The organism is Pseudomonas sp. DW-iso17 (assembly GCF_058725345.1).
Genome location: NZ_JBZXEA010000032.1, coordinates 1 through 13,307, shown reverse-complemented (window position 1 = coordinate 13,307; position 13,307 = coordinate 1). Strand labels below are relative to the sequence as shown.

Sequence of the window (13,307 nt, the reverse complement as noted above, 5' to 3'; positions counted from 1 at the left end):
CCGGTCCAACTGTGTTGACTGTCAGGCCGTCATCGCAGGCAAGCCAGCTCCCACATTTGGATTGTGGGGTGTCAGGTGGATAGGCATCGGCTGGGAGGCCGCCATCGCAGGCAAACCAGCTCCCACGGGCAGCATTTGCAGCCGACCGATTCGGCCCTGTGTTGCATGAATTCTGAGGATGCCCACCCGGCTCAAACAACGCAATCCTTGCGTCGCAACAAGCCCCAGAGCCGAGTGGACGGGGCGCATCATAAGGAGTGAAACGGCACTTGTCCTCCAGACAATTCTGAACAAATGTGCACATTCCGTGTGTGTGGCGAGGGAGCTTGCTCCCGCTCGGCTGCGCAGCCGCCGCCAATGGGGGCGCTTCGCACCCCAGCGGGAGCAAGCTCCCTCGCCACAGGTTGCGGGTTTGCTTACGCCAGCCGCTGCGCGATTTCGTCTTTGACCAATAGCCGTTTCTTCTTCAGCTTTTCCACATCCTCATCGCTGGCACTGGCTTTTTCCGCTTTTAGCACCTCAGCGTCGGCGTCGTCGTATTGAGTGAGCAGCGCATCCAACCGTTTATCCTGCGCCCTGCGTTCGTGAACAACTTCCTTGCTCAACCCCAAGTCCTGATACAGGTCGTGTTTCACTGGCATGGCGTACCTCCACAGATTGATCGATGGTCTACGCCCTTGAAGCTAGCCCATTCCAACAGCTCTTGTCATGTTTGAGGCCAACAACGTCCCGTTCGTCGCGGCGCAAGCGATGGGATCAAACCTTTGCCCCGCCCCGCCCTCCACTGTAGATCGCCACCCCAGGGAGAACGGTTTTATGAATCACGTTGCCACTGCTGCCGACACCCAATGCATCAACACCCTACGCACCCTGGCCATGGATGCCGTGCAGAAGGCCAATTCGGGGCACCCGGGTACGCCCATGGGCCTGGCGCCGGTGGGTTATACGTTGTGGAGTCGCTTCCTGCGTTATCACCCCGAGCATCCTGACTGGCCCAACCGTGACCGTTTTGTGCTGTCGGTAGGGCATGCCTCGATGCTGCTGTATTCGCTGTTGCACCTGGCCGGCGTGGTGGAAATCGATGCCCATGGCCAGCGCTCGGGCGAGCCGGCCGTCAGCCTGGACGACATCAAGCAGTTCCGGCAGATCGGCTCCAAGACCCCAGGCCATCCCGAGTACCGCATGACCACGGGCGTGGAAACTACCACCGGGCCGCTGGGCCAGGGCTGCGCCAACAGCGTGGGCATGGCCATGGCCGAGCGTTGGCTGGGCCAGCGCTTCAACCGCGACGGCCAGGTGCTGTTTGACTACGACGTCTACACCCTGTGCGGTGATGGCGACATGATGGAGGGCATCAGCAGCGAAGCCGCGTCCCTGGCCGGGCACTTAAAGCTCGATAACCTGTGCTGGATCTATGACAACAACACCATCAGCATCGAGGGCCACACTGAGCTGGCGTTCAGTGAAGACGTAATCCAACGCTTCCAGGCTTATGGCTGGCACACCGTGCACGTCACCGACGCCAATGACTTGCCGGCCTTGAGCGTGGCGCTGGAAACCTTCAAGGCCAACACCGGCGCCCCCACCTTGATCGTGGTGGACAGCGTGATCGGCTACGGCTCACCGCACAAACACAACACCGCTGCGGCCCATGGCGAGCCACTGGGAGAGGACGAGATTCGCCTGACCAAGGCCGCCTATGGCTGGCCGCAGGATTCAAGTTTTCTCGTGCCCGAAGAGGCCCGCACACTGTTGCGCGATGCCCTTTACGAACGCGCCGAGCCGCTGTACGCCGAGTGGAACCAGACCCTCGCCGCCCTCGACCCGCAACGGGCCGATGAGCTGCAACGCATGCGCGCCGGGGAGATGCCCGAGCAATGGCAAGCACACCTGCCCAGCTTTGCCGCCGATGCCAAAGGCGTCGCCAGCCGTGCTTCGGGCGGCGAGGTATTGAATGCCTTCGCCCAACAAATTCCATGGCTGCTGGGCGGTTCGGCAGACCTGTCGCCCTCGACCAAGACCAACCTCACCTTCGACGGTGCCGGGCGTTTCAGCGCGGGTGACTACGGCGGGCGCAACCTGCACTTCGGTATCCGCGAACACGCCATGGGCGCAATTGCCAACGGCATGGCGCTTTCCTACCTGCGCCCGTACACCTCGACCTTCCTGGTGTTCAGCGACTACATGAAACCGCCAATCCGCCTGGCGGCGATCATGGAATTGCCGGTGATCTTCGTGTTTACCCATGACTCCATCGGCGTAGGCGAAGACGGGCCCACCCACCAGCCCATCGAACACCTGACCCAACTGCGTGCCACGCCGGGGCTGTTGACGCTACGGCCGGGCGATGCGAATGAAACCCTTGAGCTGTGGAAGGTGGCGCTGGCACAAACCCATCGGCCCAGCTGTATGGTGTTATCGCGCCAGGCATTGCCGACCCTCGACCGCAACCACTTTGCCGCAGCTTCCGGCGCGGCCAAAGGTGCGTATGTGTTGGCCGACGCGGATCAACCGGAGGTCATCTTGATCGCCACCGGCAGCGAAGTGGGCCTGGCGGTGGCCGCCTATGAGCAGCTCAAAGACCAAGGCATTGGCGCTCGCGTGGTGTCGATGCCCAGTTGGGAGCTGTTTGAAGACCAGGATCAAGCCTACCGCGACAGCGTCCTGCCGCCTGCGGTAAAAGCCCGTGTAGTGGTGGAGCAGGCAGGGCCCTTGGGGTGGGACCGCTACGTCGGGCAGACCGGCGCCAAAGTGGTGATGAACAGCTTCGGCGCCTCGGCACCGCTGGCCAAGTTGCAGGAGAAGTTCGGGTTTACCGTGGAGAATGTGGTGAAGCTGGCCAAAGAGCAGATCCAGCACAACCTCACTGACTAACACGGGGCTTAATGGGGGAGCGGGCTTGCCCCTCCCACATGTTGGGCATCAGCCCCCGTTAGGTCAGTGATTGGGCTAGATAAGGTGCGGTGCGGCTGTGTTTGCTCTTGGCAACCTTGTGGGGCGTGCCGCACGCCACTACCGTTCCGCCCAGGTCCCCTGCCCCCGGGCCGATATCAATCACCCAGTCACTCTGGGCCACCACGCGCATTTCATGCTCCACCACAACCACCGTATGCCCCGCCTCCACCAAGTGATTCAACTGGCTGAGCAAACGATCGACGTCCTTGGGGTGCAAGCCGGTGGTCGGTTCGTCCAAGACATACAAGGTGGCGCCCCGGGCGTTACGTTGCAGTTCAGTGGCGAGCTTGATGCGTTGGGCTTCGCCGCCGGACAGCTCGGTAGCCGGCTGCCCCAGGCGCAGATAACCCAGGCCGATATCGCGCAGCACGACTAACGAGCGCAGGATGCCCGGTTGCTCGGCGAACACCTGCACCGCCTGCTCCACCGTCAGCCCCAGCACCTGGGCGATATTCAAGCCCTGCCATTTGATCGCCAGGGTGTCGGGGTTATAGCGCGCGCCGTGGCAGGTCGGGCATGGCGCGTACACGCTGGGCATGAACAGCAACTCGACGCTGACAAAACCTTCACCCTCACAGTTCGGGCAACGGCCCTTGGCGACATTGAAGGAGAACTGCCCGGCATCGTAATTGCGCTTTTTGGCCGCTGGCGTGGCGGCGAACAGTTTGCGCACGTTGTCGAACAGCCCGGTGTAGGTCGCCAGGTTGGAGCGCGGCGTGCGGCCGATGGGCTTCTGGTCCACCTGCACCAGGCGCTGGATGTGCTCCAGCCCGGCGCTGATGCGCCCGCCACTGGCTTGCGGTGCAGCATCTTCCAGGCTCGGTTCGTCGTCGCTTTCCAGCACACGCCCCAGGCCCGTGCCCACCAGCTCCAGCAGCGCCTGGCTGACCAGGCTGGACTTGCCCGAGCCGGAAATACCGGTCACCGCGGTGAAACAGCCCAGCGGGAAATCCACGTTCAAATTTTTCAGGTTATTTCGCGTCACGCCTGTGAGCTTCAGCCACCCGGCCGGCTCGCGGCTTGGCGCATTGGCCGGGCGAGGTGGGGCAAACAGGTATTCGCGGGTCTGCGAGGCCTCGACGTCCGCCAACCCTGCGGGCGGCCCGCTGTACAGCACTTGCCCGCCATGTTCGCCGGCAGCCGGGCCCACGTCGATCAGCCAGTCGGCGCGGCGCATGGTTTCCAGGTCATGTTCCACCACAAACAGCGAATTGCCCGCGGCCTTCAAACGATCAAGCGCGGTGAACAATGCTTCGCCATCCGCCGGGTGCAGGCCCGCCGAAGGCTCATCGAGCACATAAATAACACCGAACAACTGCGAGCCCAATTGGGTAGCCAGGCGCAGACGCTGCAGTTCCCCGGACGACAGGGTTGGCGTGCTGCGCTCCAGGGACAGATAGCCCAGGCCCAGTTCGATCAAGGTGTTGACCCGTTCGAGCAGGTCCTGGGCGATGCGTTGGGCCGCCAGGCGTTTTTCCACCGACAGCTTCATCCTGTCCTGTCCCGCTGCCACCGGCCGCAGCAACTCGGCCAATTGCGCCAAAGACAGCTGCGACAGCTCACCGATATCCACCCCGGCAAACTTCACCGACAGCGCCGCCTGGTTCAGGCGTTTGCCCTCGCACAATGGGCAGGCGCTGCCTTGCATGAACTGCGATACACGCTTTTTCATCAGCGCGCTTTGGGTGTGGGCGAAGGTGTGCAGGATATAGCGCCGAGCGCCGCTGAAGGTGCCTTGGTAGCTGGGTTCGAGCTTGCGTTTCAACGCCTCGCGGGTCTGCTGCGGGGTGAAGCCGGCGTACACCGGTACGGTGGGGGTTTCTTCGGTGAACAGAATCCAGTCGCGCTGCTTTTTCGGCAAGTCGCGCCATGGGATGTCCACGTCATAGCCCAGCGTCACAAGGATGTCGCGCAGGTTCTGGCCCTGCCACGCCAACGGCCAGGACGCCACTGCACGTTGGCGGATGGTCAATGACGGATCGGGCACCATCAGCGCCTCGGTCACTTCATACACACGGCCCAGGCCATGGCATTGCGGGCACGCGCCCTGGGGCAGGTTCGGCGAGAAGTCCTCGGCGTACAACATGGCCTGCTCTTTCGGATAACGGCCGGCGCGGGAATAGAGCATGCGGATCAAGCTCGACAAGGTGGTGACACTGCCCACCGACGAGCGCGCACTGGGTGTACCGCGTTGCTGTTGCAGGGCCACGGCAGGCGGCAAGCCTTCGATGCTGTCTACGTCCGGCACGCCGACCTGGTCGATCAAGCGCCGCGCATAGGGCGCCACCGATTCGAAATAGCGGCGCTGGGCCTCGGCATACACTGTGGAAAACGCCAGGGACGATTTGCCGGAGCCAGACACGCCGGTAAACACCACCAGGGCGTCCCGGGGAATATCCACATCGACATTACGCAAGTTATGTTCACGGGCGCCACGCACCCTGACAAAGCCCGCTTGCCGGGCGGTGAGCGGTGGGATGTTGCGCTGTGATGTCATGGGCAACCTTGTCTTGCGCTTAGCACCCTGCGCACGCGTTGGGTCAGGGCATCGGGGCTGTAGGGTTTGCTCAGCAGGTGGATATCGGCGCTGAGCAGATGATTGGAAGACAGAATGTCGCGGGTGTGGCCTGAGGTAAACAGCACCGGCACCGGCGGGTTCTGCGCGCGGGCCCAGGTGGCCAGGTCGGTGCTCTTGACCCGACCGGGCATCACCACATCGGTGAAGATCAGGTCCGGCGACACGCCGCGCTGCAACACTTGCATCGCGCGGTCGCCATCCTCGGCAATCAGTACGGTATAGCCCGACTGCTGCAGCAACTCGACCACCGTCAGTCGTACGCCTTCATTGTCCTCGACCACCAGGATGGTTTCCTGGCCTCCGCCTTGCAGGTCCGCATCACTGTAGTCGTCGAAGCATTCAGGCTCCAGGCAGTGGGGGAAATACATCTGCACTACCGAGCCCTTGCCCTCCTCGCTCCACATGTCCACGTGCCCGCCACTTTGGCGCACAAAACCGAACACCATGCTCAGGCCCAGGCCGGTGCCGTGGCCTTCGCGCTTGGTGGTAAAGAAGGGTTCGAATGCGCGCTTGAGGGTCGCCTCGGACATGCCCACGCCGGTGTCGGCCACTGCCAGGCGCACGTACTCGCCGGGCTTGATGCTTTTACCGATGCAATCGTCCGGGTTGAGGATGACGTTTTCTCCGGTGATACGAATCACACCCTCGCCCTGCATGGCATCTCGGGCGTTGATCGCCAGGTTGAGCAGCGCGTTTTCCAGCTGGTTGCGGTCGACATTGATGCACCAGGAGTCCTGGGGCAGTTGCACGTCGATATGAATGGTTTCCCCCAACGCCCGTTGCAACAACTCGCCCAGGCCAGCGTAGATGCGCTGCGGGTTGTACACCGCCGGAGACAAGGGCTGGCGACGCGCAAAGGCCAGCAGTTGCGACGACAGCTTGGCCCCACGTTCCACGGCGGCGATGGCCGCGGTGACGCGACGTTGCACCTGGGGGTTGTCCGGTTCATGCCTGGCGAGCAAATGCAGGTTGCCGGCGATCACTTGCAGCAAGTTATTGAAGTCATGGGCCACGCCCCCGGTCAGGCCGCCAATCGCTTCCAGCTTCTGTGACTGGCGCAACTGGTCTTCTGCGGCCGACCGCGCCTGCACTTCAGCGGCTACGCGTTGCTCCAGATTATGGGTGAGCTCCTGGCGCACCCGCTCGGACTTCACCAGTTCGGTGGTTTCCACCACAATCGCCAGCACCCCGGCCGGCTGTTGGTTGTCCCCGGCCACGGGGCTGTAATAGAGGTCCAGCCATACGCTTTCCGGTTGGCCGTGACGCGATAGCACCAGTTCCTTGTTATTGAACGACAAGGTGCCGCCCGCCAGGCACGTATCCACCACATGCCGATTGAACTCGGCCACCTCCGGCCAGCCCAGTTCGACCGGAGTGCCCAAGAGGTAGGGATGGCGCCCGCCGGCAAATGCCGAATAGCTGTCGTTGTAGATCATGTACCCTGCCCGCCCCCACAGCATCACCATCGGCACGGGTGAGGCGAGCATCATTTGCACGGTGCAAGCCAGGCTCGTGGACCACTGATCCAAGGGGCCAAGGTCGGTACTTGACCAGTCAAACGTGCGAATCCGCTGGGCCATTTCGCCGGCCCAGCCTTCACAGCCATGGGGGTTGGATAAAAATTGCATGATTGGGCTCTGTGCAGGGACAAGACAGTCGCAAGTTTTGGAGCGCGCCAGCGGTGGATGGTTTCATCCTGAACACAGAGGAATGCATAAACCCCTGGAACTCAATGAAAATCCCGGCTGCGCACCACCATTCCATCCAGCAGCGGCGTCAAATCGGTGAGGCGCCCCGCGATCAAATGCCGCACCTCACCCACCGCCTCCCAACGGCCGTCCACCTTGAGCAAACGCGAGCCCACCAGCGCCTGGCGCTGACGCTCGGCCAGGTCGCGCCAGACCACCACATTGAGGTTGCCGAACTCATCTTCCAGGGTGACAAAGGTTACGCCGCTCGCCGTGCCTGGGCGTTGGCGCCCTGTGACCAGCCCGGCGATGCTCACGTTGCGCCCATGTTCCACCGCCAGCAACTCCTGGGAACTGCGGCAGCGGCGCCGGCGTAACTCGGCGCGCAACAACGCCAGGGGATGGGGCCCCAGGGTGGTACCGAGGGTGGCGTAATCGGCGTGCAAATCTTCGCCTACCGTGGGCTCGGGCAATGCCACCCGCGTTTCATCGGGGCTCGGCAGGCCGGCAAACAAGCCCAGTTGCTGATGCACACCGGCTACGTCCCAGCGCGCCTGATGGCGGTTGCCGGCCAGGGCGCGCAAGGCCCCGGCATCCGCCAGCAGCGCCTGGGCACGCGTATCCAGGCCGGCGCGCGCGTCCAGGTCAGCGATGTCGTTGAACCGCCGCTGCTGCCTCGCCGCTTCGATACGCCGCCCGTCTTCCTCGCGAAACCCCGAGATCATGCGCAAGCCCAAGCGAATCGCCGGTTGCTGGCCGTCAATGGGCTCCAGGCTGCACTCCCAGTCACTGGCCTGCACATCCACCGGGCGGATCTGCAAGCGATGGCGCCGGGCGTCCTGCAGGATCTGGTCCGGGCTGTAGAAGCCCATGGGCCAGCTGTTGATCAGGGCGCAGGCGAAGGCCGCTGGCTCATGGCATTTGAGCCAGCAACTGGCATAGGTCAGCAAGGCGAAACTGGCGGCGTGGGACTCAGGGAAACCATAGCTGCCAAAGCCCTTGATCTGCTCGAAAATCTGCGCGGCAAAGGCTTCGGTGTAGCCGTTCTTCAGCATGCCGGTGCGCAGGCGTTGCTGATGCGGCTCCAGGCCACCGTGGCGTTTCCAGGCGGCCATGGAGCGGCGCAACTGGTCGGCCTCGCCGGGGCTGTAGTCGGCGGCGACCATGGCGATCTGCATCACCTGTTCCTGGAACAGCGGGATGCCCAGGGTGCGTTCCAGCACGGCTTTCAATTGCGGCGACGGATAGGTCGTGGGCTCTTCATTATTCCGTCGACGCAAGTACGGATGCACCATGCCGCCCTGGATCGGCCCAGGCCGTACGATGGCGACCTCGATCACCAGGTCATAAAACGTCTGCGGCTTGAGCCGGGGCAACATCGACATCTGTGCCCGCGACTCGATCTGGAATACACCGATGGTGTCGGCCTTGCTGATCATGGCGTAGGTGGCCGGGTCTTCTTTGGGAATCGTGGCCAGGCTCAAGTCCCGGTGGCGATGCCGGCGCAGCAAATCGAAACAGCGGCGGATCGCGCTGAGCATGCCCAGGGCGAGGATGTCCACCTTGAGCAAGCCGACGGCGTCGAGGTCGTCCTTGTCCCACTGGATAATGGTGCGCTCGGCCATGGCCGCATTTTCCACCGGCACCAGGGTGTCCAGCGGGTATTCGCTGATCACAAAGCCGCCAGGGTGCTGGGACAGGTGCCGCGGAAAACCGATCAGTTGCTGGGTCAACGTCAAGACACGCCGCAGCAGTGGGCTGTCCGGGTCGAAGCCGCTTTCACGCAGGCGCTCCAACGGCGGCGCCTCATCGCTCCAGCGCCCGCAGCAATCGGCCAAGGCGTTGATCTGGTCCGGCGGCAGCCCGAGGGCCTTGGCCACATCACGTACCGCGCCCGTGGCGTGGTAACTGCTGACCACCGCCGTCAAGGCTGCACGGGTGCGGCCATAGCGCTGGAACACGTATTGCAGCACCTCTTCGCGGCGTTCGTGCTCAAAATCCACGTCGATGTCCGGCGGCTCGTTGCGCTCCTTGGACAGGAAGCGCTCGAACAGCAGGTTGGTCAGGCTCGGGTTGATTTCGGTGATGCCCAAGGCAAAACACACCGCCGAGTTAGCCGCCGAACCACGGCCTTGGCACAAAATCGAACGGCTGCGGGCGAAACGCACGATGTCATGCACCGTAAGAAAATAGCTTTCGTAACCCAGCTCGCTGATCAGCTGCAGTTCACGATGGATTTGCTGCAAGGTCTTGTCGTCGATGCCTTCGGGCCAGCGCTGGGCGATGCCTTCTTCGGTGAGGGTGCGCAGCCAGGATTGGGCGTCATGCCCCGCGGGTACCAGCTCGCGTGGATAGTGATAGCGCAACTGGCCGAGGTCGAAGGTGCAGCGCCGCGCGATGGCGAGGGTTTCATCCAGTAAGGCCTGGGGATACAGCGCCGCCAGCGCATCGAGGCTACGCAGGTGGCGTTCGCCATTGGGGTGCAGGCGCGTGCCGGCTTCGGCCACCGGCACGTGGTGGCGGATGGCGGTCATGGTGTCTTGCAGGGCCCGGCGGCCCCGCGCATGCATATGCACATCGCCGCAGGCCACGGCAGGGATTTGCAGACTGTGGGCCAGTTGCAAACGCTGTTGCAGATGGCGCGCATCGTCCTGGCCGCAATGCAGATGCACCGCCAGCCACAGGCGCTGGTCGAAGGTGCGGCGCAGCCAGTCGAGGCTGGCCTGGGTGTCGCTGTCTTGCGCTACCCACAACGCCAAAAGACCGGGCAACGGTTGCTCGAAATCTTCCTGTAGCAGGCGATAGCGGCCCTTTTCAGCCCGCCGCCGGGCCAGGGTGATCAGCCGGCACAGGTGCTGGTAACCGCTCAGGCTCTCTACCAGCAGCACCAGTTTCGGGCCGTTTTCGATGTGCATTTCGCTGCCGATAATCAACGGCAAGTCTACGGCTTTGGCGGCTTGCCAAGCGCGCACGATGCCCGACAGCGTGCATTCATCGGTAATCGCCAGGGCGCTGTAGCCTTGGCGCTTGGCGCGCTCGAAAAGCTCCAGCGCACTGGAGGCGCCACGCTGGAAACTGAAATTGGACAGGCAGTGCAGCTCGGCATAATTCATGCGCCCCCACCTCCTGTTGTAGGAGCGAGCCTGCTGTGGCGAGGGAGCTTGCTCCCGCTGACTGCGCAGCAGTCTCCGGCTTTTATTGGGGGCGCTGCGCACCCCAGCGCAAGCAAGCTTGCTCGCCACAGTAGGTGCGCTCCAGCTGAGGGGATGCTCATGCAAACCACCCTTGCAACCACAGCCCATCGCCTTGCCCCACCGTGCGATAGGCCCACCCCTGCTGGCCGGCGCGGGTCTGGACCAGGTAATAGTCGCGGCGCACATCGGCGCCATCCCACCAGCCGGATTCAATGCGCTCCGGGCCCATCAGGATCTGTACGCCGTGTTCGGCCAGCAAGGTCGGTTGCGGCAATAGCCAGCCTGGGCGGCGGACCTTGTTCAAGCTCGGGCACGCCTGGGGGTCGGTCGCGGCCTGCCAGGCGCATTCGGGGCGGTGGTCGGCCTGAAAACGCAGGCCCTGCACCGCCTCATCCCCCAGACGTGCACGCAGGCGTTCGCGCAACTGTTCCCACGGCAGAGTTTGTTGCGGGCGGTCGTCGAACAGGTCCTGGCGTTGCGGCACGAACACCGGCAAGTCCTCGGCCACCAGGCGCACCCCCCGCACCGGCGCGGTGACCTGTACCTGCTCCAGGCGCCCACGGGCCAGTTCGAACAACATCGAAGGCTCGCGCTCGGCACTGAGCAGGCCCACCTTGATCACGCTGTCGTGTGCCTGGGCGTGTTCCAGGTGCAGGTCAAAGCGCTGCACGCCACTGTCACGCCCGCACAGGAACGCCGACAGATCGCCGGTCAAGCGCCGCAAGGGGAACAACAGCGCCTGGTGGGATTGCACGTCGAAATTCAACTCGATGCGTGCATCGAACTGGTCGGGCGGTTGATAGAACTCCAGGGCCAATGGCCGCTGCCCGCTCAGGGCGTCGAGGTGCTTGAGCAGGCTGGCATCAAAGCGTCGCGCCAAGGTGTGCCGGGGCAAGGCCTGCACCTGGGCCAGGCTACGCAGGCCCATGCGCGACAAGGCGGTGGCGGCCTGGGGTTCAAGGCCCGCGCGGTCGATAGGCAACGATGCCAGGGCCTGCATCAGGGCGCGGTCATCGGCCACGGCCAGGCCGTCGTAGCCGTTTGCCAATATCCGCGCCGCCGCCGGGTTGGGCGCAGCGACGATGCGATGGCGAAAGCCAAGTTCGGTCAGCTCTTTGCGCAAACGCGCCTCGAGGTGCGGCCAGGGCCCGAACAGGCCCAGGCTCGATTCGATCTCGAACAGCAAAGCCCGTGGGTAATACAGGCTGACCTGGGAGCTGAAACGATAGGCCCAGGCGGCCAGAAACTGCTGCAGGCGCTCGATCTCCAACGGGTCATATTCGACACAGGCAAAGTGCTTGACCAGGGCATGGGCCGCCGTCAACGATTGCCCGGGACGCAGGCCCAAGGCGCGGGCGGCGGCGTTGACGGTTTGCAGTACACGCCGCTGCGGCGTGCCGGCCAGCAGCGCCAGCGGCTGCTCGGGTTCGGGGTGCACACGCTGTGCCCCGTCCAGCGCCAATTGCGGGAAGACAATACACACCCAACGCATGGCAACCTCAATGCCCCGCCAGGGCAATCGGCGCCGGATGGGCCAGCCCGCCACGGCACTTGAGCACCCGCACTTGCGCGGGCCTGGCCTCGACCGCCAAGCGCAGGGCGGCGGGCGAGGCATTGATCGCCTCGCTCAAGGAGCGCCAGGCAAACGCCAGGGTCTGCCCGGTTTCCGCCGCTACCTGCAAACGCCGCAAGGCACGATCATCGGCCTTGCGCGGCCAACACAACACCGCCCCGCAACTGCCCGAACGCAGGCATTGCTCCACCGCCCACAGCGCGTCACGCTCCTCGGCCCGGATGATGGACAACTGGCGCACATCCACCCCGGCGTTCTGCCACGCATGGGGATAGGGGGTATAGGGCGGCGCCACCAGCACAATGCGCTCGCCCAGGGCCGACAAGCGCGCCAGTGTGGGCAGCACCAGTTGCAACTCGCCCACCCCGTCCTGGGCCATCAGGATTTCACTCAAGGCCGATTCCGGCCAGCCGCCACTGGGCAGCACCGCATCCAGCGCCGCCAGCCCCGTGGGATGTACGCTGGCCGGGGGCGCGGCGGGCCGGCCCTTCCAGACTCGCCCGCCATTGAACAGCGAGTCCAGGGCAACCACGGCGCCCATCAGCCTTGCCTCACCAGGCCGCAGAACACGCCTTCGATGGCCAGGTCCTGCTCGGGCCCGACCACGATGGGTTGATACGCCGGGTTGCGCGGCAACAGGCGAACCCTGTCGCCGTGGCGCTCGAATCGCTTGATGGTGACGTCGCCGTCCAGGCGCGCCACCACAATCTGCCCGTTCAAGGCTTCGGCAGTGCGGCGTACGCCCACCAGGTCGCCATCGAGAATGCCATCTTCAATCATCGAATCGCCCTGCACTCGCAGCAGGTAGTCGGGGGTTTTGGCGAAGGTGGCGGGGTCCAGTTGCAAGCGGCTGTGCACCTCGGCATCGGCGCCAATCGGCCGACCGGCCGCTACACGGCCGAGCACCGGTACATCCAGCCACTCGGGACGCGCAGGTTGATTGAGCAAGCGAATGCCACGGGCCTGGTTGGGGTTGACCTCGATAAAGCCGGCTTCGGTCAGCGCCACCACATGCTTGCGGGCGACGCTGCGCGAGGCGAAGCCGAACGCCTCGGCGATCTCGGCGAGGCTGGGAGGCTGGCCTTGTTGCGCGATGCGCTCGCGAATGAAGGTCAGGATGGCGGTGCGGCGGGGAGTCAGGTTTGTCATGGAGTACATTTGTACTCCTGTGGGAAATTTCTGACAATAACCGTCAGTCTGCTAATTGCCAGCTACCACATGAAGGCATAGGTATCTACTTAAGTCTGTAAGCTCAACGGTTACAACGATGCGAAGCGAGCCGCTCTTGATCTTGATCTGCTTTTGATCTTAGGCGCCCC

At 63.8% G+C, this 13,307-nt stretch carries 8 protein-coding genes; 1 reads left to right on the top strand and 7 read right to left on the bottom strand.

Annotated features, from left to right (window positions below; translation table 11 throughout):
* Positions 1-416: 416 nt before the first annotated feature.
* Entirely contained in the window at positions 417-641 is a 225-nt protein-coding gene (locus AC4PS6_RS18330; RefSeq protein WP_060764685.1) for a DUF465 domain-containing protein, read from the bottom strand.
* Between the two features lie 175 nt (positions 642-816).
* Here AC4PS6_RS18330 and tkt point away from each other — a divergent pair, with 175 nt between their 5' ends.
* Positions 817-2,874, top strand: a complete 2,058-nt coding sequence (gene tkt, locus AC4PS6_RS18325) for a transketolase (protein ID WP_336826282.1) — start codon at positions 817-819, stop codon at positions 2,872-2,874.
* A gap of 58 nt (positions 2,875-2,932) precedes the next feature.
* Here the strand turns inward: tkt and uvrA are convergent, their stop codons facing one another.
* The 6 genes from uvrA to lexA all read right to left on the bottom strand — a co-directional run bounded on the left by uvrA (position 2,933) and on the right by lexA (position 13,146).
* The gene (gene uvrA / locus AC4PS6_RS18320) at positions 2,933-5,452 is read right to left on the bottom strand and encodes an excinuclease ABC subunit UvrA (protein ID WP_336826280.1); all 2,520 of its coding nucleotides are present in this window, start codon (positions 5,450-5,452) and stop codon (positions 2,933-2,935) included.
* Entirely contained in the window at positions 5,449-7,161 is a 1,713-nt protein-coding gene (locus AC4PS6_RS18315; RefSeq protein WP_003191866.1) for an ATP-binding protein, read from the bottom strand. Before AC4PS6_RS18315 ends, uvrA begins: the two co-directional genes overlap by 4 nt.
* 101 nt (positions 7,162-7,262) lie before the next feature.
* Positions 7,263-10,334 carry an error-prone DNA polymerase gene (locus AC4PS6_RS18310; RefSeq protein ID WP_288857352.1) on the bottom strand — a complete coding sequence of 1,024 codons (3,072 nt, stop codon included), beginning with the start codon at positions 10,332-10,334 and terminating at the stop codon, positions 7,263-7,265.
* A gap of 157 nt (positions 10,335-10,491) precedes the next feature.
* Positions 10,492-11,907 (bottom strand): Y-family DNA polymerase, encoded by a 1,416-nt coding sequence (locus tag AC4PS6_RS18305; protein ID WP_060767417.1) that lies wholly within the window; start codon positions 11,905-11,907, stop codon positions 10,492-10,494.
* A 7-nt stretch (positions 11,908-11,914) separates the two neighbouring features.
* Positions 11,915-12,529 carry a translesion DNA synthesis-associated protein ImuA gene (imuA, locus tag AC4PS6_RS18300; RefSeq protein WP_003191873.1) on the bottom strand — a complete coding sequence of 205 codons (615 nt, stop codon included), beginning with the start codon at positions 12,527-12,529 and terminating at the stop codon, positions 11,915-11,917.
* Positions 12,529-13,146 carry a transcriptional repressor LexA gene (gene lexA / locus AC4PS6_RS18295; RefSeq protein WP_020301598.1) on the bottom strand — a complete coding sequence of 206 codons (618 nt, stop codon included), beginning with the start codon at positions 13,144-13,146 and terminating at the stop codon, positions 12,529-12,531. Before lexA ends, imuA begins: the two co-directional genes overlap by 1 nt.
* Between the last annotated feature and the right edge of the window lie 161 nt (positions 13,147-13,307).